30 protein-coding genes are annotated in these 24483 nt (G+C 72.4%); 29 read left to right on the top strand and 1 reads right to left on the bottom strand.

The genetic code is table 11. The annotated features are described in order from the left end of the window. Window positions 1-217 precede the first annotated feature (217 nt). The gene (locus FHP29_RS05760) at window positions 218-1270 is read right to left on the bottom strand and encodes a protein-glutamate methylesterase/protein-glutamine glutaminase (protein WP_240044334.1); all 1053 of its coding nucleotides are present in this window, start codon (window positions 1268-1270) and stop codon (window positions 218-220) included. A 72-nt stretch (window positions 1271-1342) separates the two neighbouring features. On the opposite strand from FHP29_RS05760, the gene FHP29_RS05755 reads away from it, so the two are divergent. The 29 genes from FHP29_RS05755 to flhA all read left to right on the top strand — a co-directional run bounded on the left by FHP29_RS05755 (window position 1343) and on the right by flhA (window position 24308). After that, window positions 1343-2245, top strand: coding sequence for a CheR family methyltransferase (locus tag FHP29_RS05755; protein WP_139621892.1), 903 nt, complete (start codon window positions 1343-1345; stop codon window positions 2243-2245). An 11-nt stretch (window positions 2246-2256) separates the two neighbouring features. After that, window positions 2257-2637, top strand: a complete 381-nt coding sequence (locus FHP29_RS05750) for a response regulator (protein ID WP_205013905.1) — start codon at window positions 2257-2259, stop codon at window positions 2635-2637. Window positions 2638-2645: 8 nt separating this feature from the next. Continuing rightward, complete coding sequence (locus FHP29_RS05745) at window positions 2646-3122, top strand: chemotaxis protein CheX (protein ID WP_139621890.1); 477 nt, start codon at window positions 2646-2648, stop codon at window positions 3120-3122. Further along, a complete protein-coding gene (locus FHP29_RS05740) occupies window positions 3119-3478 on the top strand; it encodes a response regulator (protein ID WP_139621889.1) in 360 nt (119 codons plus the stop codon). Before FHP29_RS05745 ends, FHP29_RS05740 begins: the two co-directional genes overlap by 4 nt. A gap of 14 nt (window positions 3479-3492) precedes the next feature. Beyond that, complete coding sequence (locus FHP29_RS05735; RefSeq protein WP_139621888.1) at window positions 3493-3972, top strand: hypothetical protein; 480 nt, start codon at window positions 3493-3495, stop codon at window positions 3970-3972. A 391-nt stretch (window positions 3973-4363) separates the two neighbouring features. Then, complete coding sequence (gene flgB, locus FHP29_RS05730) at window positions 4364-4726, top strand: flagellar basal body rod protein FlgB (protein ID WP_139621887.1); 363 nt, start codon at window positions 4364-4366, stop codon at window positions 4724-4726. Then, entirely contained in the window at window positions 4726-5118 is a 393-nt protein-coding gene (locus tag FHP29_RS05725; RefSeq protein WP_139621886.1) for a flagellar basal body rod protein FlgC, read from the top strand. Before flgB ends, FHP29_RS05725 begins: the two co-directional genes overlap by 1 nt. Next, the gene (gene fliE / locus FHP29_RS05720) at window positions 5118-5447 is read left to right on the top strand and encodes a flagellar hook-basal body complex protein FliE (protein ID WP_240044333.1); all 330 of its coding nucleotides are present in this window, start codon (window positions 5118-5120) and stop codon (window positions 5445-5447) included. Before FHP29_RS05725 ends, fliE begins: the two co-directional genes overlap by 1 nt. Before the next feature lie 10 nt (window positions 5448-5457). Beyond that, window positions 5458-7053, top strand: a complete 1596-nt coding sequence (gene fliF, locus FHP29_RS05715) for a flagellar basal-body MS-ring/collar protein FliF (protein ID WP_139621885.1) — start codon at window positions 5458-5460, stop codon at window positions 7051-7053. Between the two features lie 67 nt (window positions 7054-7120). Further along, complete coding sequence (fliG, locus tag FHP29_RS05710) at window positions 7121-8158, top strand: flagellar motor switch protein FliG (RefSeq protein WP_139621884.1); 1038 nt, start codon at window positions 7121-7123, stop codon at window positions 8156-8158. Next, window positions 8142-8804: a FliH/SctL family protein gene (locus FHP29_RS05705; RefSeq protein ID WP_139621883.1), complete on the top strand. Its 663-nt coding sequence runs from the start codon at window positions 8142-8144 to the stop codon at window positions 8802-8804. The genes fliG and FHP29_RS05705 overlap by 17 nt, the downstream gene beginning before the upstream one ends. Beyond that, on the top strand, window positions 8801-10126 hold the full coding sequence (locus FHP29_RS05700; RefSeq protein WP_139621882.1) for a FliI/YscN family ATPase: 1326 nt from the start codon (window positions 8801-8803) through the stop codon (window positions 10124-10126). The genes FHP29_RS05705 and FHP29_RS05700 overlap by 4 nt, the downstream gene beginning before the upstream one ends. Continuing rightward, window positions 10123-10584, top strand: coding sequence for a hypothetical protein (locus FHP29_RS21575; protein ID WP_158296488.1), 462 nt, complete (start codon window positions 10123-10125; stop codon window positions 10582-10584). Before FHP29_RS05700 ends, FHP29_RS21575 begins: the two co-directional genes overlap by 4 nt. After that, window positions 10581-11531 (top strand): transglycosylase SLT domain-containing protein, encoded by a 951-nt coding sequence (locus tag FHP29_RS23090; protein WP_139621880.1) that lies wholly within the window; start codon window positions 10581-10583, stop codon window positions 11529-11531. Before FHP29_RS21575 ends, FHP29_RS23090 begins: the two co-directional genes overlap by 4 nt. Before the next feature lie 565 nt (window positions 11532-12096). Next, the gene (locus FHP29_RS05685; RefSeq protein WP_158296487.1) at window positions 12097-12624 is read left to right on the top strand and encodes a flagellar hook-length control protein FliK; all 528 of its coding nucleotides are present in this window, start codon (window positions 12097-12099) and stop codon (window positions 12622-12624) included. A gap of 10 nt (window positions 12625-12634) precedes the next feature. After that, on the top strand, window positions 12635-13147 hold the full coding sequence (locus FHP29_RS05680) for a flagellar hook capping FlgD N-terminal domain-containing protein (protein ID WP_139621878.1): 513 nt from the start codon (window positions 12635-12637) through the stop codon (window positions 13145-13147). Between the two features lie 40 nt (window positions 13148-13187). Next, complete coding sequence (locus tag FHP29_RS05675; RefSeq protein WP_139621877.1) at window positions 13188-14036, top strand: flagellar hook protein FlgE; 849 nt, start codon at window positions 13188-13190, stop codon at window positions 14034-14036. 174 nt (window positions 14037-14210) lie between these two features. Continuing rightward, window positions 14211-14486, top strand: coding sequence for a flagellar FlbD family protein (locus FHP29_RS05670; protein WP_139621876.1), 276 nt, complete (start codon window positions 14211-14213; stop codon window positions 14484-14486). Next, on the top strand, window positions 14483-15256 hold the full coding sequence (locus FHP29_RS05665) for a motility protein A (protein ID WP_240044332.1): 774 nt from the start codon (window positions 14483-14485) through the stop codon (window positions 15254-15256). Before FHP29_RS05670 ends, FHP29_RS05665 begins: the two co-directional genes overlap by 4 nt. Beyond that, window positions 15256-16275, top strand: a complete 1020-nt coding sequence (locus FHP29_RS05660; protein WP_139621875.1) for an OmpA/MotB family protein — start codon at window positions 15256-15258, stop codon at window positions 16273-16275. The genes FHP29_RS05665 and FHP29_RS05660 overlap by 1 nt, the downstream gene beginning before the upstream one ends. After that, window positions 16272-16709, top strand: coding sequence for a flagellar basal body-associated FliL family protein (locus FHP29_RS05655; protein WP_139621874.1), 438 nt, complete (start codon window positions 16272-16274; stop codon window positions 16707-16709). The genes FHP29_RS05660 and FHP29_RS05655 overlap by 4 nt, the downstream gene beginning before the upstream one ends. Window positions 16710-16975: 266 nt before the next feature. Further along, window positions 16976-17848 carry a flagellar motor switch protein FliM gene (locus tag FHP29_RS05650; protein ID WP_139621873.1) on the top strand — a complete coding sequence of 291 codons (873 nt, stop codon included), beginning with the start codon at window positions 16976-16978 and terminating at the stop codon, window positions 17846-17848. Window positions 17849-17853: 5 nt separating this feature from the next. After that, complete coding sequence (gene fliN, locus FHP29_RS05645; RefSeq protein ID WP_139621872.1) at window positions 17854-18666, top strand: flagellar motor switch protein FliN; 813 nt, start codon at window positions 17854-17856, stop codon at window positions 18664-18666. A gap of 2 nt (window positions 18667-18668) precedes the next feature. Next, window positions 18669-19139, top strand: a complete 471-nt coding sequence (locus FHP29_RS05640; RefSeq protein ID WP_139621871.1) for a flagellar biosynthetic protein FliO — start codon at window positions 18669-18671, stop codon at window positions 19137-19139. After that, window positions 19136-19894: a flagellar type III secretion system pore protein FliP gene (fliP, locus tag FHP29_RS05635; RefSeq protein WP_240044331.1), complete on the top strand. Its 759-nt coding sequence runs from the start codon at window positions 19136-19138 to the stop codon at window positions 19892-19894. The genes FHP29_RS05640 and fliP overlap by 4 nt, the downstream gene beginning before the upstream one ends. 14 nt (window positions 19895-19908) lie before the next feature. Continuing rightward, entirely contained in the window at window positions 19909-20178 is a 270-nt protein-coding gene (fliQ, locus tag FHP29_RS05630; RefSeq protein WP_139621869.1) for a flagellar biosynthesis protein FliQ, read from the top strand. 5 nt (window positions 20179-20183) lie between these two features. Next, a complete protein-coding gene (locus tag FHP29_RS05625; protein ID WP_139621868.1) occupies window positions 20184-20951 on the top strand; it encodes a flagellar biosynthetic protein FliR in 768 nt (255 codons plus the stop codon). Next, window positions 20951-22084 carry an EscU/YscU/HrcU family type III secretion system export apparatus switch protein gene (locus FHP29_RS05620; protein ID WP_139621867.1) on the top strand — a complete coding sequence of 378 codons (1134 nt, stop codon included), beginning with the start codon at window positions 20951-20953 and terminating at the stop codon, window positions 22082-22084. Before FHP29_RS05625 ends, FHP29_RS05620 begins: the two co-directional genes overlap by 1 nt. 145 nt (window positions 22085-22229) lie before the next feature. Further along, on the top strand, window positions 22230-24308 hold the full coding sequence (gene flhA / locus FHP29_RS05615) for a flagellar biosynthesis protein FlhA (RefSeq protein WP_139621866.1): 2079 nt from the start codon (window positions 22230-22232) through the stop codon (window positions 24306-24308). Window positions 24309-24483 lie beyond the last annotated feature (175 nt).

Genomic DNA, 24483 nt, shown 5'->3' with positions numbered 1-24483 from the left:
TGTTGCGGGAGTGGATCCGGTCCCGCACGCGCGACAGCAGAGCGGCTGTCGAACGGGGCTGGGTTCCGAGATCCATGACGGCATCCTCCCAAGGGGGTACGACACAACCCCGACACCGGAATCCCGCCTGTGCACAGGGGAAAACCACCCGCGCCGACGGTGATGCCCGGTGGTCTCGAGGCTCGTCGCCAGCTCTCCTCGCACCTCGACGACGGGGTCAGGCGGCGCGGGAGCGGCGTACGGTGGCGATGATCCGGTCGGCGAGCTGGTCCAGGGGGAGGACGTCGTCGGCGAGGCCGGCGCCGGCGACGGCGCCGGGCATGCCCCACACGACGGAGCTCTCCTCGTCCTGGACGAGGATGCGGGCGCCGGTGGCGGCGAGGTCGCGGGCGCCGGCGAGGCCGTCCTGGCCCATGCCGGTGAGGACCGCGGCGAGTGCGCCGGCGCCGTACGGCTCGACGGCGGAGCGGAAGAGGACGTCGACGGCGGGACGGCAGAAGTTCTCCTGCGGTCCCTGGTCGAGGGCCACCCGGATCCCGGCGGGCGAGCGCCGCAGGCGCATGTGGAAGTCGCCCGGGGCGATGAGCACCTCTCCGGGGCGGGCGGGCTCGCCGTCGACCGCCTCGCGCACGGTGAGGGCGGAGACCTTGTCCAAGCGCTGCGCGAGCATCGTGGTGAAGACGGGCGGCATGTGCTGGACGACGAGGACGGGGACACCCAGGTCCGCGGGCAGGCGCGGCAGCAGCCGGGCGAGAGCGTCGGGACCGCCGGTCGAGCAGCCGATGAGCAGCGCCGAGACGGCCGCGAGGGCGGGACGCTCGCGCCGGACGACGGGAGCCGACACCCCGGGGGTGAGCTTGCGGATGCCGGCCAGGGCACGGATCCGGGGCACCAGCTGGTCGCGGATCGCCGCGATCCCGTCGGCGATCTGGCCGGTGTTGGAGGGCTTGGTGACATAGTCCGACGCCCCGCGCGAGAGCGCGTCGAGGGTCGCCGTCGCGCCGCGCTCGGTGAGCGTGGAGAACATGATCACCGGCAGCCGGGGGTGCTGGTCGCGGATCTGTGTGAGCGCGCCGAGTCCGTCCAGGTTCGGCATCTCGATGTCGAGCGTGACGACGTCGGGCCGGAGCTCGCCGACCATGCGCACGGCCTCGAGGCCGTCGCGGGCCACGCCGGCGACCTCGATGTCGGGGGCCTGCCGCAGCGCGGTGGTCACGAGTCGTCGTACCAATGCCGAGTCGTCGACGACGAGCACCCTGATCTGCGTCACGACTCCCCCATCGGCGCGACGCCCCAGGGTCTGAGCGCTCAGGTCGCCTGGGAGGCCGCCGATGGGGCGGGCATGACGACGTCCACCACCTTCGCGTCCGTCTCGGCGCTCGTCCGGCGGGAGACGTCGATGGTGTACGACGAGGGCAAGGAGTACCTCGTCGAGGCGCGACTCAACCCGCTCGCGGCAGCCCGCGGCCTCGGTCTGGAGGAGTACGTCGCGCGGCTGGCGCTCGACGCCGAGGAGCGGCGCAAGGTGATCGACGCCCTCACCATCAACGAGACCAGCTGGTTCCGCGATCACACGCCCTATCAGGCGTTCACCGAGGCGATGGTGCCTGCGCTGCTCGAGCGGCGCGCTGCCGCGCGCCGGCTGCGCATCTGGAGCGCGGCCTGCTCCAGCGGCCAGGAGGCGTACTCCATCGCCATGCTGCTCGACCAGCATCTGCCGGCCGGATGGAGCTACGAGATCGTCGCCACCGACATCTCCACCGCGATGCTCGACCGCGTCCGCGCCGGCCGCTACAGCCAGGTCGAGGTCAACCGCGGCCTGCCCGCCACCAGCCTGGTGCGCTACTTCACGCGCGAGGGCCGCGACTGGGAGATCGCCGAGCGGCTGCGCCAGCGGGTCACGGTCAAGCACCTCAACCTCGCGGCGCCGTACGCCGGCCTCGGCACCTTCGACGTCGTGTGGCTGCGCAACGTGCTCATCTACTTCGACGCCACCACCAAGGCCGACATCCTGCGGCGGATGCTGCCGATGGTGGCCGACGACGGCTACCTGCTGCTCGGCTCGTCGGAGACCACCCTCGACATGCCGGCCGATCTCGCGGCCGCCTGGCAGCGTGAGCAGATCGGGCGGGTGCCGACGTACCGCCGGGCGCCGGTCCGGACGTTCCTGAGCGGTCCGACCCCTCCGACCGGCACCACCAGCCCGTCCCTCACCAGCCCGTCCCTCACCAGCACAGGAGCCTGACCGTGCGAGCGATGATCATCGACGACTCCCGGGCGATGCGGAGCATCCTGCGCCGCATCGTGACCGGACTGGACTTCGAGACGAGTGAGGCCGAGCACGGCCAGGCCGCTCTGGACCAGCTGCACGCGGGCGTCGTACCCGACGTGTGCCTGGTCGACTGGAACATGCCGGTGATGGACGGCTACACGTTCATCACCGAGGTGCGGGCGAACCCCGAGTGGCGCGACATCACGCTGATGATGGTCACCACCGAGAGCGAGCAGCGCCAGATCGTGCGCGCCCTCGCGGCGGGTGCGCACGAATACGTCATCAAGCCGTTCACCGCCGACGCGATCGTCGACAAGCTCTCGCTGCTCGGGCTGCTGCCCGAGGAGAGCGCGGTGACGGCATGAGTACGACGATGACTGCCGTCGACGCGCCGGCCGTCGAGGACCTGCTCGCCGTGACCGAGGACGTCTGGCTGGCGCTCGTCGGCGACGACGACCCGCTGCTGCCGCGCGCCGTACCTCCGGGATCGCCGTTCGACGCCGCCGCCTGGTCGTCCGTGACGACGATCAGCGGTGGCTGGCAGGGCGCGGTGACCGTGGAGCTCGACGAGGCCCTCGCCCGCCGGTTGACGACGCAGATGCTCGACCTGCCCGCCGACGAGGCCCCGAGCGACAGCGACGTCGCCGACGCCGTCGGCGAGCTGGTCAACATGGTCGGCGGCAACGTGAAGAGCCTGATGCCGGGTCCGAGCGTTCTCTCGCTCCCGGCCGTCGCCGCCGGACGCGCGGCCTTCGCGAGCGACACCGCCCTGGCCTGCCGCCTCGACCTCGTCTGGCGCGACGCGCCGCTGCGCATCTCCGTGCACATCCCCCAGGAAGGACCCCGATGAAGATCCTGATCGCCGACGACAGCCGCGTGATGCGGCAGATCGTGATCCGCACCCTGCGCCAGGCCGGGCACGGCGGCCACGACATCGTCGAGGCCGAGAACGGCCGGCAGGCGTTGGAGATGGTGCGGACCGAGTCGCCGGACCTCGTGCTGTCGGACTGGAACATGCCCGAGATGAACGGCATCGACTGCCTCTCCGCCCTGCGGGCGTCGGGCTCGACGGTCGCCTTCGGGTTCGTCACCTCGGAGGGCTCGGAGGAGATGCGCGAGCGGGCCACCTCCGCCGGCGCGGCCTTCCTCATCGCCAAGCCGTTCACCCCGGAGGCGTTCGACGACGCCCTCCGCAGCGTGATCTGAGGCGGGTCGCCGACATGGCCGTCCACCTGCCCCAGCCCAAGCAGCTGCGCGACCTGCTCGCCGATCTGCTGGGCCGCGACGTCACCCTCGGCCCGTCGGCGCCCTTCGCCCCGGGCCCCGACACCGCCGCCTCCATCGCGGTGTACGTCGACGACAGCCTCCGCATCAGCGCGCTGATCGCCTGCGACCTGTCCTTCTCCGCGCACGCGGGTGCCTCGATCGGCCTGATCCCGGTCGGCGACGCGCTCGCCGCGATCGCGGACGGCAAGATCACCGACACCATCGCCGAGAACCTCTACGAGGTGCTCAACATCGCCGCGTCGATGTTCAACGTCGAGGGCGCCGACCACCTGCGCCTGCACGCCCTCCACCCCGCCGGCCCGCCCCTCGACCCCCAGCTGCGGATCAGCACCCTCACCCTGGGTCGCCGCGAGGACCTGACGGTCGACATCGCGGGATACGGGACCGGCCTGGTGTCCGTCGTACTGCTCTGACCCGCGAGGTGCCACGGAAGTACCGCCGAGGTGCCACGGAAGTACCCACGAGGTGCCAGGCGGCGCCCGACCCGCGGCCCGTCTCTGACACCTCGGGGGTACCGGGTTGGCACCTCGGCGGTACCGGGCTGGCACCTCGGCGGTACCGGGGTGGCACCTCGGCCGAGCTAGCACCCCGGCGGGGGTGAGGGGGCGGATCGGGGGGATCGATCGGACGGGATAGTCGGGACCAAATCCCACGGCTGCGGACTCAGGTCGGGGGGTGGGCGACCGATCAGCCACGTGAGCGAAGGATTGCTCAACCCTTGCCGAAGGACCGGCATCGTCGCACCGCCCCTCCCGCGCCCGGCGCGGAGTCCCCGGGGACGGGTGCCTCCTCAGGAGATCGACCGTGTCCTTCGCAGCGTCCGACGGCGTCGGCTTCGTCTTGCACTCAGCGATCAACGGGCTGTCCCAGCGCCAGCAGGTGATCGCCGACAACATCGCCAACGTCGACACCCCGGGCTTCCGGGCCCGCAGCGTCGAGTTCGAGAGCGCGCTGTCCAGCGCCATCGAGCGCGGCCGGGCCACCACCGGCGGGCTCACCGCGACCGTGGCGGCCACCGGGACCCCGGTGGGGGCCAACGACAACAACGTCGACCTCCGCAAGGAGACGATCGCCGCGATGCAGACCCAGTACCAGTACCAGATCATGGGCCGCGCGATCAGCGACCGCGACTCGCGCCTCAACATGATGGCCGGCGGTGCCGCCTGATGGGTGCCTTCGAGACGCTGCGGATCGCGAACACCGCGCTCGGCGCACACCAGGTCTGGCTCGACGCGCTGGCCGGCAACATCGCCAACGCCAACACCGCCAAGCGGACCAGCGAGGACGCCTTCCAGGCGACGTACGTCGTCTTCGACTCCCGCTCGGACGGCGGCGTCGACGTCGGCGGGTTCGCCGAGGGCGATCCCGAAGGCCGGATGGTCAGCTCCCCGAACAGCCCGCTGGCGGACGCGGACGGCTACGTCCGCATGCCCGACATCGACATGGCCGCGCAGATGAGCCAGCTCGTCATGGCGCAGCGCGGCTACCAGGCGTCGGTGCAGGTCACCAAGACCGCCCAGGACACCTACGGCGCGGCCCTGCAGATCGGTGCGCGCTGATGGACATCATGCCGCTGCAGTTCCCCTCCGTGTCCGGCGCCGGCGCGCTCGGCCCGATCGCCGCCCCCACGCCCGCGCAGCACGCGGCCCCCGCGAGCGGTCCGGGCGACACCGAGTTCGGCTCGCTGGTCCTCGACGGTCTCGACCGGCTCGAGGGCCTCACCGACAAGGCCGACGGCCTCGCCGTCCAGGCGGCCACCGGAAAGCTCGAGAACATCCACGACTACACGATCGCGGCCAGCGAGGCCTCCGTCGCCAGCCAGCTGACCGTCTCCCTGCGCAACCGCGCGGTCGAGGCGTTCAACGAGATCATGCGGATGCAGGTCTGAGGAAGTCACGATGCAACAGCGCCTCACGCGTTATCTCACGCGCGCCCGCGACACCTTCGGCGGCTTCACGGCCGGGCAGAAGGCCGTCGCCGTCATCGGTACGGCGGCCCTGCTGATCGCCGTCTTCATGGTGTTCCGCTGGGTGTCGACCCCCAGCTACGCGCCCCTCTACTCCAACCTCTCCGGCACCGACGCGAGCGCCGTGATCGAGGAGCTCGACTCCCAGGGCGTGCCCTACGAGATCGCCGGCGGCGGCGGCACGATCATGGTGCCGCGCTCGGAGGTGTACGGCACCCGGATCACCCTGTCCGGCAAGGGCCTGCCCGCCAGCACCGACGGCGGCTACAGCCTGCTGGACAAGCAGAGCCTGTCCACCTCGGAGTCGCAGGAGCAGACCAACTTCAAGCGCGCCATGGAGGGTGAGCTCGCCAAGACCGTCGAGGCCATCCACGGCGTCGACACCGCGGTCGTGCACCTCGCGATCCCGGAGAAGCAGGTCTTCACCGACGAGCAGGACCCGCCCACCGCGTCGGTCCTCGTCGACACCGAGCCGGGCACCTCCCTCGACGAGGAGCAGGTCCAGGCGATCGTCCACCTCATCGCGTCGAGCATCGACGGGCTCGACCCGAAGCACGTCACGCTCACCGACGCGAGCGGCAAGCTCCTCACCCTCGACCCGACCGCCGACGGCGGCGCGGGCGCCGCGTCCACCCGCGCCAAGCAGGTCGCGGCCTTCCAGGACACCATGCGCGCCGACATCCAGGCGGTCCTCGACCGCGTGCTCGGCCCGGGCAACTCGACGGTCACCGTCACCGCCGACCTCGACTTCGACAAGGCGGTCACCGACAGCCGGACCTACGGCGCGAAGGAGAACATCCCGCCGCTGTCGGAGTCCTCCACCAACGAGACGTACGCCGGCCCCGCAGGAGCCGGCACGAACGGCGCCGGCGGCGTCGTGGGCCCCGACGGCCAGATGGACCCCGGCACCGCCGGGACCGGCGGCGACTCGTCGTACAAGAACACCTCCAGGACCCGCGACAACGCGGTCGACGAGACCGTCGAGCACCGCGAGAAGGCGCCCGGCTCGATCAACAGCCTGCACATCGGGGCCGTCCTCGACGCCACCGCCGCCGCGGCCGTCCAGCCGCAGGTCGTCAAGGACCTGATCAGCAGCGCGGTCGGCATCAAGGCCGACCGCGGCGACACGATCGACGTGTCGACGATGGCCTTCGACCGCAGCTCCGAGAAGGCCGCGGCCGCCGAGCTGAAGGCCGCGAAGGCCGCGGACGCCGCAGCGCGGCGCAACGACCTGCTGCGCAACATCGGCATCGCCGGCGGCATCGCCCTCATGGTCCTGCTCGCCTGGCTCCAGGGCCGGCGCCGAGCCAAGGTCCGCGACGAGGCCCGCGCCTACGTCGTCGAGCAGCTGCGGACCGATGCCGCCAGCCGCACCGCCCAGCTGGAGGCCCCGGCCCTGGCCGCCCTCGAGTCGTCCGAGACGGACGAGGACGAGTCGATGCGTGAGGAGCTGATCGCCCTGGTCGACCGCCAGCCCGACGACGTCGCCGCCCTGCTGCGCGGCTGGCTCGTGGAGCCGCGGCCATGATCCGCCCCAATCGATGCTCCGCTCCTCCGCTTCGCTCCTCCGCGAACACTCGATCGGGGACCCCGGAATGAGCATGATGACCGTGTCCGGAGCCGGCTCGGCCCTCGTCGGGATGGGCGTCCGCAAGGCCGCCGTCCTCCTCATCCAGATGGGCAAGGAGCGCGCGGCCCAGGTGATGGCGCACCTCAGTGACGCCGAGGTCGAGGCGATCTCGGGCGAGATCGCCCGCCTCGACGCGGTGTCCGCCTCGGAGACCGCGCAGGTGCTGACCGAGTTCCACGACCTCGCGACCGCCCACGCCCACGTCACCCAGGGCGGCTTCGGGTTCGCCCAGCAGCTCCTCGAGCAGTCGCTGGGTCCGGAGCGGGCCAAGGAGATCATGGAGCGGCTGCACGCGGCGGCCGTCCAGATGCCCTTCCAGTTCCTGCACCGCGCGGATCCCGCGCAGCTGCGCAGCTTCATCGCCGACGAGCACCCGCAGGTGATCGCGCTCGTCCTCGCCCACATGGCCGCCGACAAGGCGTCCCTGCTGCTGAGCGGGCTGCCCGCCCACCAGCAGGCCGTCGTGGCCCACCGCATCGCGGTCATGGACCGGACCTCGCCCGAGATCGTTCGCACCGTCGAGGCCGTCCTCGAGCGCAAGCTGTCCTCGATGCTGCAGCCCGCCGAGGTCTCCCGCGTCGGCGGCGTCGACCCGCTGGTCAACATCATCAACCGCTCCGACCGCCCGACCGAGCGCCAGATCGTCGAGGGCCTCGAGGGCCTCGACCCCGCGCTGGCCGACGAGGTCAAGAGCCGGATGTTCATGTTCGAGGACATCGTCGGACTCGACGACCGCTCGGTGCAGCAGGTGCTGCGCCAGGTCGACACCGCCGAGCTCGCACTGGCCCTCAAGGGCGTCAGTGACGCGGTCCGCACGAAGATCACCTCCAACCTGTCCGAGCGCGCGGCCGAGAACCTGCTCGACGAGGTCGAGCTGCTCGGCGCCGTGCGCCTGGCCCAGGTCGAGGAGGCCCAGCAGGGCGTCATCCGCACCATCCGCCAGCTCGAGGAGCAGGGCCAGATCATGGTCCGCCGAGGGAGCGACGATGAGTTCGTCCTCTGAGCGGTACGCCGAGGTCAGCCTCCCGGAGCTGCGGGTCGGCACCTGGACCCGCCTGGGCGGGACCAGCGTGCTCGGCGACCCGGTCACCGAGTCGCTCCTCGACGGGATCGCCACGGAGGCCCGCGACGCCGCGCGGGCGCAGGGGTACGCCGTGGGCTGGGCCCAGGGCCGTCGTACCGCCGCCGAGCAGGCGGCGCACGAGGAGTCCCGGCGCGCCGCCGTCCACGCCGAGGCCGAAGCCCGACGCGACGCGGAGCACCGAACGGCGCTCGACGCGCTGGGGCGGGCCGCCGAGCAGGTCAGGGGCCTGCTCGACGACCTGGCACGCGCGGTCGAGGACCAGGCGACCGAGCTCGCGTGGTCGCTCACCACGACGGTGATCGGCGCCGAGGTCGCCCGCCTGGGACCGAAGGACGTCGTCGCCCGCGTCCTGCAGGTGCTCCCTCCGGCCCCCGTCGGCCGGGTCCGGATGCACCCCGCCGCGGCCGGATCGCCGGCCGTGCAGGAGCTCGCCGAGCGCGGCCTGGAGATCGTCGCCGACCCGGCGCTCGGCCCCGCCGACGCGCTCGTCGAGGGTGCCGACGGCTCGGTGGTCGACCTGCGCATCGGCGAGGCGATGGCCCGGGTCCGGGAGGTCCTGTCATGAGCACCGCCCCGTGCTTCGTCTCCCCCCTTCGCGACCGCGCCCTCGAGGCCGCCGCTCCCCTGCGCCTCGGCACCGTCGCCGAGCTCGTCGGCCTCCACCTCGAGGTCCGCGGCCTGCCCGGCGCGGCGGTCGGCGACCTCCTCGAGGTGGGTACGACGAGCGGCCCGCTGCTCGCCGAGGTGGCGGCCCTGCGCTCCGGCAGCGCGGTCTGCCTTCCGCTCGGCACCACCACCGGGGTGCGGGCCGGAGACCTCGTGCGCTCCACCGGGGGCCCGCTGCGGATCCGCATCGGCGAGGACCTGCTCGGCCGCGTGCTCGACGGACTCGGCCGCCCCGTCGACGGCGGCCTGCCGCTCGACGTCCTCGACCTCACGTCGGTCTCCACCGAGCACGACACCCCCGACGCGCTCAGCCGTCCGCGGATCACCGAGCCGCTCGGCACCGGCGTCCGCTCACTCGACGCGCTCGTCCCCCTCGGTCGCGGCCAGCGGATCGGGATCATGGCCGGCTCCGGCGTCGGCAAGTCGTCGCTGCTCTCGATGATCGCCCGCGGCACCGACGCCGCCGTCAACGTGATCGCCCTGGTGGGCGAGCGCGGCCGCGAGGTGCGGGAGTTCATCGACGGCGACCTCGGCCCCGAGGGCCTGGCGCGCTCGGTCGTCGTCGTCGCCACCTCCGACGCGCCGGCCGTCGAGCGCCTGCGCGCCGCCTTCACCGCCACCCGCATCGCCGAGTGGTTCCGCGACAGCGGCCGCGACGTCGTCCTCATGATGGACTCGCTCACCCGGGTCGCCATGGCCCAGCGCGAGATCGGCCTGTCCGCCGGCGAGCCGCCCGCCACACGCGGCTACCCGCCCAGTGTCTTCGGCCTGCTGCCGCGCCTCCTCGAGCGCGCGGGCACCTCGGCGACCGGCTCGATCACCGGCATCTACACCGTCCTCGTCGAGGGCGACGACCTGCAGGACCCGATCGGCGACACCGCGCGATCCATCCTCGACGGCCACGTCGTGCTCTCGCGCGACCTCGCCACCGCGGGCCACTTCCCCGCGATCGACGTGCTCGAGTCGATCTCCCGCGTCCACCGCGCCGTCACCACCCCCGAGCAGCAGCAGCACGCGACCCGGCTGCGCCGGATGCTCGCGGCCCACCGCTCCGTCCGCGAGCTCGTCGAGATCGGCGCGTACGTCGCCGGCGCGGACGCCGACGCCGACGCGGCCCTCGCCCGCCTGCCCCAGATCGAGGAGTTCCTCCGCCAGTCCATGGACGACATCACCGCCCGCACCGACGCCTGGCACCAGCTGAGCCAGGTGATCGCGTCATGAGCCGCACCCACCGCCCGCACCGTGAGGACCGCGGCCTGGCCGCCGTGGCCCGGGTCCGCGAGGTCCGCGAGACCGACAGCCGGATCGGCCTGCAGCGGGTCCTCGCCGAGGAGGCCGCCGTCACCTCCCGCCTGCACACCCTGGAGTCCAGCATCGCGCAGGCGCTCGTTCCCGCGGTGGCCACGACCGCCGAGCTCGTGGCCGGCCGTGCCCGACTCGCCGACACCGGCGTCCTCGTCGAGGAGACCCGAGCCCTGGCCGCGAGCGCTCACGTCGTCACCGTCGACGCCCGCGCCAGGTGGGGCGCCGACCACGCCCGGCTCGCCGCGGTCGAGCACCTGCTCGAGCGACGCGCCGCCCGCCGTCGTACCGACGCGGAGCGACGCGCGGCCCGCGACGCCGACGACCTGGCCGCGCAGGCCTGGGCGCGAGGCCAGCGATGGGACCACGAGCGATGACCATCGACAACGTCACCGCCCGGATCAGCGAACTCCAGGCGCGGCTCGCGCAGTTCGCCACCGCCCGCACGAGCAGCACCGGCAGCACGAGCGGCGCGTTCGCCGCCGAGATGAGCGGCGCCCAGGTCACCGGCGGCGCCGCCGGGGGCGTGACCGGCGAGCAGGTGGTCGCCGAGGCGCGCAAGTACATCGGCCTCCCCTACATCTGGGGCGGCACGGACCCGACCAAGGGCATGGACTGCTCCGGCCTGGTGCAGACCGTCTACAAGCACCTCGGCTACGACCTGCCGCGAGTCTCGAACCAGCAGGCGACCGCGGGTCGGCCGGTCGCCAGCATGGCGGAGGCCCAGCCCGGCGACCTGATCGCGTGGGACAACTCGAGCCGCAACAACGGTGTCGACCACATCGCGATCTACATCGGCGGCGGCAAGATGATCGAGGCCCCCCGCACCGGCCTCGACATCCGCGTCGTCGACGTCCCGTCCACGCCCGACGTGATCCGGCGGATCATCGACCGGCCGGCCTCGGGCGCCGCCGCCTCGCCGGTCTCGGGGGTGGCGGGGCGGGCAGCCGCCGGCACGCCGTACGCCGACCTCATCGACGCCGCCGCCGCGCGCACCGGCGTGCCCGCGCGGCTCATCGCCGCGGTCGCCCAGCAGGAGTCCGGCTTCAATCCCAAGGCGGTCAGCCCGGCCGGGGCGCAGGGAATCATGCAGCTGATGCCCGGCACCGCCAAGGGGCTCGGCGTCACCAACCCGTTCGACCCGGCCCAGGCCATCGACGGCGGGGCGCGGCTGCTGCGCTCGCTGCTCGACAGGTTCGGCCGCACCGAGCTCGCGCTGGCGGCGTACAACGCCGGTCCCGGCGCCGTGTCGCGCTACGGCGGCATCCCGCCCTACAAGGAGACCCAGAACTACGTGCGCAACGTGATGGCGATGGTGAGCTGAGATGAGCGTCGTTCCGTTCCAGCCCGGCCTCCCCATCCCGGTGCCCACCGACGGCGCCCCCGCCGCGACCGAGCAGCCGGGAGGTCAGGGGGTCGTGTTCGGCGACGCCCTCGCCGCCGCGCTCCTCGCCGCCCTCCCGTCCGCTTCGGTGGTCGAGGTGCCCTCGGTGGTCGAGGTGCGAGGCGCCCCGGCGCCGAGCCTCGGAACCACCACCCCTACTTCCACTGCGGAGCCGGAGGCTCCGAGGCTCCTCGCTCCGCTCGTCGCACCGCGACCACCGGCCGACATCTCTGCGCCGGTTGAGGTGCGGGGCGCCCCGGCGCCGAGCCTCGGAACCACCACACCCGCAGAGCCGGAGGGTCCGAGGCTCCTCGCTGCGCTCGTCGCACCTCAACCACCGGCGGACGCTGCGCTCGGCGCACCTCAACCACCGGCCGATGCTGGGCTCGGCGCACCTCAACCACCGGTGGGCACTGCGCTCGTCGCACCTCCACCACCGGTGGGCACTGCGCTCGTCGCACCTCGACCACCGGTCTCCCCGCAACCACCGGCCTCGTCTCCGACGGTGGAGCGGGCGGTGGTCCAGCAGGTGTTTCCCGAGGTGACCCGGCTGGTGAGCAGTACGCCGACCGACCGCCCCGGGACGCACCGGATCACGCTCACCCTGCAGCCCGAGCAGCTCGGGGAGGTCCGGGTGACGCTGGTGGTCAAGGACGGCGCGGTGCAGGTGCGGCTGGCGGGCAACGCCGGCGACGCGGCCGGGAACGCCGCCGTGCACCGGGCGCTCAGCTCCGGGGTCGTCGAGCTGCAGCACCTGCTCGAACGCTCCGGAGCGACCGAGGCGCGGGTCGTGGTCCGCGACCCGTTCGCCACCCCGGCACCCCCGGCACCTCCGGCACTCCCGTCCGGCCAGCCCAGCAGCCAAGGCACGTTCTCGGCCGACACCCAGGGTGACGGCGCCTCGGCCTGGAACCGCTCCTCGGGCGACTCCGAGCAGCGCCGCCAGCGGCGCGACGTACCCGAGCCTGCGCCCGTGGCGCCGGTCCCGAACCCGACCACCACCCCCGCCGGTCAGCTCGACCGGAGTCTGTGAGGAGCACCCGATGTCCGTCTCCAGCACCGAAGGCGTCGGCTACGGCGTCACCGGCACCGCACCGACCGGCGCCGGCGGCACGCCGGGCGCGTCCGGGACCTCCACGAAGGAGGACAAGGACCTGTTCCTGCAGCTGATGGTGGCGCAGATGAAGTACCAGGACCCGCTCAACCCCACCGACTCCTCGCAGTTCCTGGCCCAGACGGCCCAGTTCACCGCCCTGGAGAAGATGCAGGACATCGCCGAGCAGTCGGCCCTGATGGTCAGCACCCAGCTGGCCTTCGGCGCCAGCTCGCTGATCGGCCAGACCGTGCGCTGGTACGACGCCAGCGGGGCCGAGCAGACCGGGACGGTCCAGGGCACCACCTATCTCAACACCGGGCCGGTGCTGAGCATCGACGGCAAGTCCGTCCCCGTCACCGACGTGATCAGCGTCGGCGACGCTCCCACGATCAAGGCGCCCACCACCACCGGTGGTGGCACCTCCGTGCCGCCCAGCGGCACTCCGTCCACCACCGCCTGACAGCACCCGACAGCACCCGACAGCACGAGGGAGAACCACCATGCTTCGCTCGCTCTTCGCCGGAATCTCCGGCCTCCGCGTGAACCAGACCATGCTCGACGTCACCGGCAACAACATCGCCAACGCCAACACGACGGGCTTCAAGTCGAGCACCACCGTCTTCTCCGACACCCTGAGCCAGATGCTGACCGCGTCGTCGGGCGGCAACGCGGAGCGCGGTGGCACCAACCCCATCCAGGTCGGCCTGGGCGTACAGCTGGCCGCCACCATGGCGAACTTCGGGCAGGGCTCCGCGCAGCTGACCGGCCGGGCCACCGACGTCATGCTCAACGGCGACGGCTTCTTCGTGCTGCGCGACGGCCAGGAGAACGTCTACACCCGCGCCGGCGCGTTCACCTTCGACCAGTCGGGCGTGCTCGTCTCGCCGTCCGGCATGCGCGTGCAGGGCTACGCCCTCGACGCCGCGGGCGCGCCGACCGGGGGCGCGGTCGACGTCGACCTCACCATGATCAACGGCTCGCTGCCCGCCGGCGTGGACCTGAAGTCCTACTCCATCGGCGCCGACGGCAAGGTGCGCGGCGTCTTCTCCGACGGCGTCCAGCGCGACATCTGCCAGCTCGCCGTCGCCGACTTCACCAACCCGATGGGCCTGGAGAAGGTGGGCGACACCGCCTTCCGCGAGTCCGCCAACTCCGGCGCCGTCCAGCTCGGCATCGCCGGCCAGGGTCAGCGCGGCCAGATCCAGGCCGGTGCGCTGGAGATGTCCAACGTCGACCTGTCGGCCGAGTTCACCAACCTGATCCTCGCCCAGCGCGGCTTCCAGGCCAGCTCGCGGGTGATCACCACCAGCGACCAGGTGCTCGAGGAGCTCGTCAACATCAAGCGCTGATCGGCCCCCACTGCGACAGTCCCTGCCCGAAAGCACCGCGACCCCCGAGAAACCGGTGCTTTTGGTCAGGGACTGTCGCAGCCGGCCGATGAGGAGACCGGAGCACCACGGACGGTGCTCCCGACCCGGCCCCGGACGCGCAGACGTCCGAGCCACGCACACGGAGGTGCCACGGTGATCTCGCTGACCCGACTCTCAGGGACCGCGTTCCTGCTGAACGCGGACCTGCTCGAGCGCGTCGACTGCACCCCGGACACCGTGGTGACCCTCGTCGACGGCACCAAGTACATCGTCGCGGAGTCCCTCGAGGAGGTCCGCGAGGCGGTCATCGAATACCGCTCGGCGATCGTGGCGCGCGCCGCGCTGCCGGACGCTGCCAGTGTCGTACCGGTGCGCCCGTCGCGCCAGAACCGGCTGTCCGCCGTACCGCCGCGAGGAGTGACCCCGTGAAGAAGGACATCGCCACCCCGGTGGGGATCGCCCTGGGCCTGGTCATCATCATCGCCGCCAACGTGCTCGAGGGTGGCAACCCGATGAGCCTGATCCTGCTCCCTCCGATGCTGCTGGTGCTGGGCACGACCGTCATGGTCACCGTCGCCGGTGGCACGATGGCCGACGCGAAGGCCGCCGGCACCAACGTCAAGCGCGCCATCAGCGGCTCGGTCGAGCCGGCCGACGCGCTCGTCCCGCAGGTCGTCTCGCTCGCCGAGCGGGCCCGTCGCGAGGGCCTCCTCGCGCTCGAGGACAGCCTGCGCGACATCGACGACCCGTTCCTCGTCAAGGGCGTCACCATGGCCATCGACGGCACCGACCCCGAGGACGTGCGCGACATCCTCGAGGCCGAGCTGCGCGCCAAGAAGCGCGACGACAAGCAGGCCGCGAAGTTCTTCAGCGACGCGGGCGGGTACGCGCCCACGATCGGCATCATCGGCACCGTCATGGGCCTGGTCCACGTCCTCGAGAACCTCGCCTCCCCCGAGGAGCTCGGCCACCTCATCGCGGGCGCCTTCGTCGCCACCCTGTGGGGCGTCATGTCCGCCAACGTCGTGTGGCTGCCGCTGGCCAACCGCCTCAAGCGGCTCGGCGAGCTCGAGTGCGCGCGGATGGAGGTCGCCATCGAGGGCGTCGCGGCCATCCAGGCCGGCGCCAACCCGCGCCTGGTCGCCGAGAAGCTCCGCTCGCTGCTGCCGACGGGCACCGGCGAGCAGGAGGCCGCCTGATGTCCGCCGGCAAGGCGAAGGGCCACGGGCCGCCGCGACGCAAGCACCACGACGACGAGCACGACGAGGCCCACGCCGACGAGCGCTGGCTCGTCACGTACGCCGACATGGTGACCCTGCTGATGGTGCTGTTCATCGTCATGTTCGCGATGTCGACGGTCGACGAGAGGAAGTACGCCCAGCTCAAGGACGGCCTCGCCGAGGGCTTCGGCCGCGAGCAGTCGATCCTCACCGGAGCCAGCCCGGTCAGCAACGCCAAGGGCGTCGGCGACCCCGGCGAGGCGTCGTACGAGATGCTCCTCGCGCAGGTCCCCGAGAGCCAGCGCGAGAACGTCACCAAGATCCTCGACGAGGCCGCCCGGCTGAAGAACGAGCGGGCCCAGGGCGCCGCGCGGGCGGAGGTCGACCGGCTGCTGAAGGTCTGGAAGCGCATCGACGAGGCGCTGCGCCACCAGGGCCTGCGCGACGACGTGCGCGCCACCATCGACGAGCGCGGCCTGGTCGTCAGCCTCGTCTCCCAGCACGTGGTCTTCGAGCCCGACATCGCCGAGCTGACCGAGCGTGGACGCCGCGTCGTCGACACGATCGCGCCCGTGCTCGCCGACCTGACCGAGCCGATCGAGCTCGACGGGCACACCAACCAGGAGCCCGTGAAGCCGCGGTACTACCCCTCCGACTGGGAGCTGTCGCTGGCCCGGGCCGCCAACGTGCTGCACCGGCTCGAGGACAGCCACGGGATCCGCGCCCGCCGCCTGCGCGCGACGGGGTTCGGCCACACCAAGCCGCTCGTCGACCCCGCCCGACACGGGTCGCAGCGCGTCAACAAGCGCGTCGACATCCTCGTGCTCAGCCAGCAGCCGGCCGAGACCCGCGCCCTGATGGGACAGGCGTACGACGAGCTGCGCCGCGAGGCCGGACTCGACGGCCTGCCCACCGACCCCGCCGGCGACGGCACGGCCTCCGGGCCGCACGCCGCGGCCGGCGTACCCACCCGCTCCCGAGGAGAGGACCCGTCGTGACCACGACCGTCACCGCACCCGCGGCCACCGCAGAGGACACCCCCCGCAAGGGCGGCAAGGGCCGCACGATCGGCATCGCCGTGCTCCTCCTCGCCCTCGTCGGCGGGGGCGCCTGGTTCTTCCTGCTCAAGCCCTCCGGCGAGTCCGGTCCCAAGCCCGGCGAGGTCGTCACCCTCGAGGCGATCCAGGTCAACCTCGCGGGCGGCCACTACCTGCGCCTGGGGATGGCGCTGCAGCTGACCGAGTCCGCCCACGAGGTCGACGGCAGCAAGGCCCTCGACTCCGCCATCACCGTCTTCAGCGGGCTCCCCGTCGGCGAGGTCAACAAGCCCGAGGTCCGCGAGGCGTTGCGCAAGCAGCTGCTGCACAAGCTCGAGGAGCGCTACCACCACGAGGTGATGGAGGTGTACTTCACCGAGTTCGTCACGCAATGAATTGGCGCGAGCGTGTCGCCTGTCGGGCTCGCCGCCCGGGCACTCGCTTCGCTCGGCCCGCGGGCGTCGCCCGACGCGGCTTCGCCGCGGGGCGCCACGCTGCCGCGCTGAATCGGGCCCCACCCCGGGACCCCGAGTAGCCCGTTGTGACCACGGGACCCTGACCGCTCGGCGTCCCGGGGACCCCTCAGGTCGGATCCGGCGGCGACGATGGGCTCGTCGTGACCCTCCAGCGGCCGCGCCGGCGCCCTCGCACGGCCGAACCCATGCCGTACGACTTCCGGCGTCCCATCCAGCTCTCGCGCGAGCACCAGCGCACCCTGCAGCTCGGCTTCGACAGCTTCGCGCGCCAGGCGACGACGGTGTTCACCAGCTCGCTGCGCACCGTGTGTACGGTCGCGCCGGCGGGCATCGAGCAGCGCACCTACGCCGAGTACGTCGACAGCCTCGGCCCGTCGACGTACATGACGCTCTTCAGCGCGGACCCGATGCCGGGCACCGGGGTGCTGGAGATCCCGCTGTTCGCGACCATGTCGTGCCTGGACCACATGCTCGGCGGGCCCGGCTCCGACACGCAGCCCGACCGGCCGCTGACCGAGATCGAGGACAGCGTGTTCAGGGGTCTCGTCGAGCGTCTGCTCGGCGAGATGCGCTACGCGCTCGACGGCATCGTGACCCTCGAGCCCACCGTGAGCGGCGTCGAGTACAGCCCGCAGTTCGCCCAGGTGGCCAGCGCCGCCGACGTGATGGTCGTCGTGACCCTCGAGCTCAGGATCGGCGAGCGGGCTCACCGGATGTCGGTCTGCCTGCCGTTCAGCGGCCTGCTCCCCCACCTCGCCACCGCGAGCGGCAACGGCGCGGTGTCCGACCGCGAGCGGGCCCAGCGGGCTCAGTCCGCGCACCTCCTGCAGGAGCAGTTCCAGCGGGTGCCCGTCGCGGTGGCCGTCCGCTTCCGGCCGATCCCCGTCGACCCCTCGACCCTGGCCGACCTGCGGCCCGGATCCGTGCTGCGGCTCTCCCACCCGGCGTCCGCGCCGCTGGACGTGACCGTCGCCGGCAACACCTTCGCCCATGCCACCCCCGGCGCCCGTGGCCAGCGCCTCGCCGCCCTGATCGTCACCACGCCCGAGGAGTCCTGATCCCCATGTCCGACGTACTGGAGCCCACCCTGCTCGCCGAGGCCCTCGCGGTCACGGTCGCCGCGTCCCTGCCGGCGGTCACCCCGCTCATGCCCGGGCCGGCCCAGCCGGGCTCGCCGCACGTCACGGCGGCGTTCGCCGGCGGCGCGATCGCCGAGCTCGACGGCGGCGTGCCAGGGGCGGTCGCCGTCCTCGTCGGCACCGAGCTCGTCGAGGCGCTGGCCGCCAGCCCGCTCGGCGCGCTCGACGTCGCCTCGGCGGTCCAGCCGGCGCTCGACGCCGCGGCCCGTCAGCTCGGCGCCCACGCCCGCGCCGCCCGCACGATCGACCTCGACGCCGACGGCTACGACGTCGCCGCCGAGCTGGGCGGCTCGTTCACGACGGTCCCGCTCATCGGCGCCGGCATCGCTGCCGCCGTACTCGTCCCGGACACCACCCTGGCCGGGGCCCGTGAGCCCCTCGCCGAGGACGCCGAGCGCCCGACCGACCTCGGTACGACGGGCGCCGGCTCCGACAGCACCGGCGAGACGCCCGCGCCGTTCGTCCCGGCGTTCGCCACGGCCGCGCCGCCCCGCGGCCTCGAGCTTCTCCAGGGCGTCGACATGGAGGTCACCGTCGAGCTCGGCCGGACCCGGATGACCGTGCGGGACCTGCTCGCGCTCACCCCGGGCGCGGTCCTGGAGCTGGACCGCGCCGCCGGGAGCCCCGCCGACCTGCTCGTCAACGGCCGGCTCGTGGCCCGCGGCGAGGTCGTGGTCGTGGACGAGGACTTCGGGCTGCGGGTCACCGAGATCCTCGACGCGAACGCCGCGGTCTGACGATGCCCGACAGTGCTGGAGGCGCGGGTCTCGGGGAGCTGGCCATCCGCCTGGTCGGCTCGCTCGCGCTGGTGGTCGGGCTGCTGCTGCTCATCGCGCGCACGGTCAACAAGCGGTTCAAGGCGCCGGCCGGTGCCACCATCCAGGTCGTGCAGCGCCAGGCGCTGGGGCGCGGCCAGGGCGTCGCCGTCGTCTCGGTCGGCACCCGGCTCCTCGTGCTCGGCACCACCGAGCAGCAGATCACCCTCCTCGCCGAGGTCGAGCCGGACGAGATCGGGCTGGACCTGGCCGCGACCGACGAGGTGCCACAAGAGTCCCCTCGAGGTGCCAACACCGGTCCGGAAGACGTGCCTGATCTGGCACCTCGGCGGTCCTTCACCGGCACTTCGTCGAACGGCCTGTCCGGCTCCGTGCTGTCGCCGCAGACCTGGAAGGACGCCATGGCGGCCGTCACCGGGAAGAAGGCCTCGTGACGTCCCTGTCACTGGCGCTGACCAGGGTCGCCCTGGCGGCCGCCGACCCCAACGGGCCGAAGGGCCCCGGCGGGCCCGGCAAGGGCGGCACGGTCCAGATCGACCTGTCCGGGATGACCGACAAGCCCAGCCACAGCCTGCTGGTCTTCCTCGCGCTGACCCTGCTCAGCCTGCTCCCGGCCATCGTGCTGACCTGCACCAGCTTCACCAAGATCCTCGTCGTGCTGGGCCTGACCCGCAACGCGCTCGGCCTCCAGCAGACCCCGAACAACCAGGTGCTCGCCGGGCTCGCGCTCTTCCTGAGCCTGTTCATCATGGCGCCGGTCCTCTCGCAGATGAACGACGACGGCGTGCAGCCCTACCTCGACGGGGACAAGACGACCTCGGCGGCCTTCCACGACGGCATGGAGCCGCTGCGCGCCTTCATGCTCGACAACACCGACGACGGCGAGCTGCAGCTACTCACCAGCGTCGCCGACCGCAAGCTGCCCGAGAACCGCGACGACGTCTCGACCTCCACCCTGATCCCGGCGTTCGTGCTCTCCGAGCTCAAGGACGCCTTCGTCATCGGGTTCATCATCTTCATCCCGTTCCTCGTCATCGACATCGTGGTGAGCGGGGCGCTGATGAGCCTGGGCATGATGATGATGCCGCCGGTGATGGTGTCGCTGCCGTTCAAGCTGCTGCTGTTCGTGATGGTCGACGGGTGGGCGCTGGTGATCAAGGCGCTCGTCGCGTCGTACGGAACCGGCTAGCGGAGGACGACGCCATGACCGACACCGCGATCATCGAGATCGCCCTCAAGACCATGCTGGTGGCGCTCAAGCTGTCGGCGCCGATCCTCGCGACCTCGCTCGCCATCGGCTTCGTCATCTCGCTGTTCCAGTCCATGACGCAGATCCAGGAGTTCACGCTCGCGTTCGTGCCCAAGCTGGTCGGCGTGGGGCTCGCCCTGCTCTTCTGCGGCAACTGGATGCTGCACACCCTGATGGCCTTCACCCGCGAGCTGTTCGACCTGCTCCCCGGCCTTCTCGTCTAGCCACCGTGGTCCTCTCCGTCGACGGTGCCGCGCTCAGCGCCCTGCTCCTCGCCTCGGTGCGGGTCGTGGCGTGGCTGGTCGTCGTACCCCCCTTCGCGTCGCGCGGCATCCCCACGATGGCCAAGGTCGTGCTCGCCCTCGGGCTCTCCCTCGCGATGGCGCCGACGCTGGCCGCCCAGGACCTGCCCGGTACGACGCCCGGGCTGGTGATGGCGACAGCCGCCCAGGCGCTGATCGGTCTCGCCATGGGCTACGTGACGATGCTGCTGTTCGCGGCGATCGGCGCGGCCGGCTCGCTCGTCGACGTCTTCGGAGGCTTCGCCCTCGCCGCCGCGTGGGACCCGCTGGCGATGAACTCCAACACCGTGTTCGGTCGCTTCCACCAACTGCTCGCGACCGCCCTGCTCGTCGTGTCCGGCGGCCACCTCATCGTGATCGGCGGTCTGCTGAGCACCTTCCGCTACCTGCCGCTGACGGGCATGCCCGACATCTCGAGCTGGGACGGCGTCCTCGTGACGGCGTTCTCGATGTTCTTCACGGTGGCCGTGCAGATGGCGCTGCCGATGATCGCGGTGCTCTTCGTCGCCGACCTGGCGCTCGCGCTGCTCACCAAGGTCGCACCCCAGCTCAACGCGCTGTCGATGATGTTCCCGGCGAAGGTCGGGATGACCCTGCTCCTGCTGGGCCTGTCCTTCCCGATGCTGCCGGGCGCGCTCGACCGGCTGGTCGCCTACGCCAACGAGGCGATGGCGAGCATGGCGGGAGCGAGCTGATGGCGGGCAGCGAGGAGAAGACCGAGAAGCCCACACCCAAGCGGAAGAAGCAGGCCCGCAAGGACGGCCAGGTCCCGCGGACGCCGGAGCTCGGCGGCTGGCTGGGCCTGCTGGTGGTGTCGCTGGCGATGGGCCCGCTGCTCGACCACGAGCTCGGCGCGCTGCGCACCATGATGGCCACCTCGCTGCGCTCCGCGGAGGACCCGTCGGTGTCGCTGGCCCTGACCCTGCTGGGCGACGGCGCCCGGCACGTCTTCCTCGCCCTCATCGTGCTCGGCGCGATGGTGCTCGTGATCGGGGTCGTGTCCGCGCTCGCGCAGGGCGGCTTCTTCCTCTCCCCCAAGCTCGTCAAGCCCGACCCCAAGAAGCTCGACCCCTTCAAGGGCGCCAAGCGGCTCTTCGGCCCCCACGCGGTCTGGGAGGGCGTCAAGGTCCTCGTCAAGAGCTCCGTCGTCGCCTTCCTCGCGTGGGGTGCGGTGAAGGCGATGATGCCCCTGGTCGGCGGACTGCTCCCGATCGGCGTCGTGCTCCACCAGGTCACCGACCAGGTCTCCCGTCTGGTGCTCACCGTCGCCCTCGCCGGGCTCGCGATGGCGGCCGCCGACTACGCGATGATGCGCCGCCGGATCGGCAAGCAGCTGCGGATGAGCCACAACGAGATCAAGCAGGAGCACAAGCAGGCCGAGGGCGATCCCCTGCTCAAGGGCGCGATCCGCGCCCGCCAGCTGGCCGCGGCGCGGAACCGGATGATCGCCGACGTCGCCACCGCCGACGTGCTCCTCGTCAACCCGACCCACGTCGCCGTCGCTCTGCGCTACGACCCCGAGCAGGGCGCGCCCCGCGTCGTGGCCCGCGGCGCCGGCGCCATCGCTGCGCGGATCCGCTCCGTCGCGGCCGAGGAGCGGGTGCCGCTCGTGCAGGACGTGCCCTTGGCGCGGGCGATCTACCGCCACTGCCAGGTCGGCCAGGAGATCCCGCGCGAGCTGTGGGCCGCCGTCGCCCAGGTCCTCGCGTTCGTGCTCAGTCGCCGCAGCGCCGGTCACCACGGCGGCGAGCACCGCACCCCCCGTCGTACCGACGACCTGCCGGACGTGCTGGCGCTCTCGCGCCGCCGGCGCGTGGAGGGCGCATGAATCCCCGGACATCTGGGGATTCATGCAGCGCGTCAACCCCTCATCCACACCCCCGACCGGCCGATGGAGCCTGCGACGCCAGGACGGCGCCACCCCGCAGTGCCACGGACGGCGCACACCCTCGTCGAGAGGCTGTACCCGCCGCATGTCCGTGAAGAGCCTGACCCGCCTCGGCGTCCCCCTGGGCATCGTGCTGATCGTCGTGATGCTCGTCGTGCCGCTGCCCGCGGTGGTGCTGGACCTGATGATCGCGCTCAACATCACCGGGGCGCTGCTCGTGCTGATGGTCGCGATGTTCATCCACAAGCCCCTGGAGTTCTCGGCGTTCCCGTCGGTCATCCTCGTGATGACGCTGTTCCGGCTGGCCCTCAACGTGAGCGCGACCCGGCTGGTGCTGCTGGACGGGTACGCCGGCAAGGTGATCGACACGTTCGGGCACTTCGTCGTCGGCGGCTCGCTGATCGTCGGGCTGATCGTGTTCGCGATCCTGCTCGTCATCCAGTTCGTGGTCATCACCAACGGCGCCGGACGCGTGGCCGAGGTCGGCGCGAGGTTCACCCTCGACGCGATGCCGGGCAAGCAGATGGCGATCGACGCCGACCTCAACTCCGGTCTCATCGACGAGGAGGAGGCCCGGCGCCGGCGCGCGGAGGTGCATGCCGAGGCCGACTTCCACGGCGCGATGGACGGTGCGTCGAAGTTCGTGAAGGGCGACGCGATCGCCGCGATCGTGATCACCCTGGTCAACCTGCTCGGCGGCTTCGCGATCGGCGTGGCCCAGTACGGCATGCCGTTCGGCGAGGCGATCCAGACCTATTCGCTGCTGTCCATCGGCGACGGCCTGGTCTCCCAGGTGCCCGCGCTGCTGCTCAGTGTCGCCACCGGCCTGATCGTGACCCGCGCGGTCGCGGACTCCGACATGGGCTCCGACATCGTCGGCCAGATCTTCGCGCGCAAGATGCCGCTGCGGGTCGCCGGCTTCGGCGCGCTGGCGCTGTGCGCGATCCCCGGCCTGCCCAAGCTGCCGTTCCTGGTCGCGGGCGGGCTGATGCTGCTGGGGGCGAGCCGGGTCGACGAGTCGGCGGGCGACCGTACGACGGCCGCGGACCCCCAGACGAGCGCCGCCGAGCTCGACCGGGCCGCCGACACCCCCGAGGCCCTGGTGGCCGAGATCCGCGTCGACCCGCTCGGCCTGGAGCTCTCCGCCGACCTGATCGACCTCGTCGACAGCCGCTCCGGCGGCGACCTGCTCGACCGCGTGAAGGCCCTGCGCCGCAAGGTGGCGGGCGAGCTCGGCATCGTCATCCCGCCGGTCCGCACCCGCGACAACCTCGAGCTGCCGGCCAACACCTATGCGATCACCCTGTACGGCGCCGAGGTGGCGCGTGGCGAGGCGCCGCGCGGCACGGTGCTGGCGATCGGCGAGTTCCTCGGCTCGCTGCCCGGCACGCCGACGCGCGAGCCGGTGTTCGGGCTGGATGCCAAGTGGATCCCCGCGGAGCTGCGGCACCAGGCCGAGATCGGCGGCGCGACGGTCGTCGACCGGGCCTCGGTCCTCACCACCCACCTGGCCGAGATCGTCCACCAGCACGCCAGCCGGCTGCTGGGCCGCGAGGACGTCCGGCTGCTCACCGACGTCGTCAAGCGGAGCCACCCGGTCGTCATCGAGGAGCTCACCCCGACGCTGCTGCCGCTCGGCGAGGTGCAGCGCGTGCTCCGCGCCCTGCTCGACGAGCGCATCCCGATCCGCGACCTCGTCCGGATCTTCGAGGCGCTCTCGGTCCGCGCCTCGGTCAGCAAGGACCTCGACGGGCTCGTCGACGCGGCCCGCGCCGCGCTGGAGCCCGCGCTCGCCGCACCGTTCGTCACCGACGGCGTGCTGCACGCGATCAGCTTCGATCCCCGCCTCGAGCAGCAGATGCTCGAGGGCCTGCGCCCGACCGAGCAGGGCGCCGTGATCGTCCTCGATCCCGACACCGCGCAGCAGGTGCTGCTCGGTCTCGCCCAGGCCGCACAGGGCGCCGAGAACGCCGACGTACGCCCGGTCCTCGTGTGCGCGCCGGCGCTGCGGGCCGCCGTACGCCGCCTCGTCGGGCCCACCGTCGAGCGCCTGCCCGTCTTCTCGTACGCCGAGCTGGGAGCCGCACACGAGGTGCGCTCGGTCGCGGTCGTCTCGGGCGCCGGGGCCCGCGGGCTCGCCGGGGCCGTCGGGGCGGGGGTCTGAGGATGTTCGACCTGCGCGTCTTCGTGCTCGCCGCCCTCGTCGCCTCTCCGGCCGCGATCCGCGCCGCCCAGGGCGAGCTGAGCCTCGACCAGGCCCTCACCCGGCTGCTCATGGTCATGCTCGGCGCCACCGCGCTCGCCCTCGTCGTGCGCAGCCTGTGGCCGCTGCTCGCCGG

The sequence above is a fragment of the Nocardioides albidus genome (assembly GCF_006335005.1).
In the GTDB taxonomy this organism is placed as follows: Bacteria; Actinomycetota; Actinomycetes; order Propionibacteriales; family Nocardioidaceae; genus Nocardioides; species Nocardioides albidus.
The sequence above is the reverse complement of the archived record's forward strand: the minus strand, read 5'-3'. Positions and strand labels throughout refer to the sequence as shown.

What these genes read in the sequence shown, in the direction of transcription:
- FHP29_RS05680 (WP_139621878.1), top strand. Translation starts at nt 12,635, where the DNA reads ATGTCCGTCTCCAGCACCGAAGGCGTCGGCTACGGCGTCACCGGCACC.
- FHP29_RS05640 (WP_139621871.1), top strand. Translation starts at nt 18,669, where the DNA reads ATGCCCGACAGTGCTGGAGGCGCGGGTCTCGGGGAGCTGGCCATCCGC.
- fliF (WP_139621885.1), top strand. Translation starts at nt 5,458, where the DNA reads ATGCAACAGCGCCTCACGCGTTATCTCACGCGCGCCCGCGACACCTTC.
- FHP29_RS05725 (WP_139621886.1), top strand. Translation starts at nt 4,726, where the DNA reads ATGGGTGCCTTCGAGACGCTGCGGATCGCGAACACCGCGCTCGGCGCA.
- FHP29_RS05750 (WP_205013905.1), top strand. Translation starts at nt 2,257, where the DNA reads ATGATCATCGACGACTCCCGGGCGATGCGGAGCATCCTGCGCCGCATC.
- FHP29_RS05650 (WP_139621873.1), top strand. Translation starts at nt 16,976, where the DNA reads ATGCCGTACGACTTCCGGCGTCCCATCCAGCTCTCGCGCGAGCACCAG.
- FHP29_RS05745 (WP_139621890.1), top strand. Translation starts at nt 2,646, where the DNA reads ATGACTGCCGTCGACGCGCCGGCCGTCGAGGACCTGCTCGCCGTGACC.
- FHP29_RS23090 (WP_139621880.1), top strand. Translation starts at nt 10,581, where the DNA reads ATGACCATCGACAACGTCACCGCCCGGATCAGCGAACTCCAGGCGCGG.
- fliE (WP_240044333.1), top strand. Translation starts at nt 5,118, where the DNA reads ATGGACATCATGCCGCTGCAGTTCCCCTCCGTGTCCGGCGCCGGCGCG.
- FHP29_RS05700 (WP_139621882.1), top strand. Translation starts at nt 8,801, where the DNA reads ATGAGCACCGCCCCGTGCTTCGTCTCCCCCCTTCGCGACCGCGCCCTC.
- fliQ (WP_139621869.1), top strand. Translation starts at nt 19,909, where the DNA reads ATGACCGACACCGCGATCATCGAGATCGCCCTCAAGACCATGCTGGTG.
- FHP29_RS21575 (WP_158296488.1), top strand. Translation starts at nt 10,123, where the DNA reads ATGAGCCGCACCCACCGCCCGCACCGTGAGGACCGCGGCCTGGCCGCC.
- FHP29_RS05705 (WP_139621883.1), top strand. Translation starts at nt 8,142, where the DNA reads ATGAGTTCGTCCTCTGAGCGGTACGCCGAGGTCAGCCTCCCGGAGCTG.
- fliG (WP_139621884.1), top strand. Translation starts at nt 7,121, where the DNA reads ATGAGCATGATGACCGTGTCCGGAGCCGGCTCGGCCCTCGTCGGGATG.
- FHP29_RS05740 (WP_139621889.1), top strand. Translation starts at nt 3,119, where the DNA reads ATGAAGATCCTGATCGCCGACGACAGCCGCGTGATGCGGCAGATCGTG.
- FHP29_RS05675 (WP_139621877.1), top strand. Translation starts at nt 13,188, where the DNA reads ATGCTTCGCTCGCTCTTCGCCGGAATCTCCGGCCTCCGCGTGAACCAG.
- FHP29_RS05755 (WP_139621892.1), top strand. Translation starts at nt 1,343, where the DNA reads ATGACGACGTCCACCACCTTCGCGTCCGTCTCGGCGCTCGTCCGGCGG.
- FHP29_RS05735 (WP_139621888.1), top strand. Translation starts at nt 3,493, where the DNA reads ATGGCCGTCCACCTGCCCCAGCCCAAGCAGCTGCGCGACCTGCTCGCC.
- FHP29_RS05620 (WP_139621867.1), top strand. Translation starts at nt 20,951, where the DNA reads ATGGCGGGCAGCGAGGAGAAGACCGAGAAGCCCACACCCAAGCGGAAG.
- fliN (WP_139621872.1), top strand. Translation starts at nt 17,854, where the DNA reads ATGTCCGACGTACTGGAGCCCACCCTGCTCGCCGAGGCCCTCGCGGTC.
- FHP29_RS05660 (WP_139621875.1), top strand. Translation starts at nt 15,256, where the DNA reads ATGTCCGCCGGCAAGGCGAAGGGCCACGGGCCGCCGCGACGCAAGCAC.
- flhA (WP_139621866.1), top strand. Translation starts at nt 22,230, where the DNA reads ATGTCCGTGAAGAGCCTGACCCGCCTCGGCGTCCCCCTGGGCATCGTG.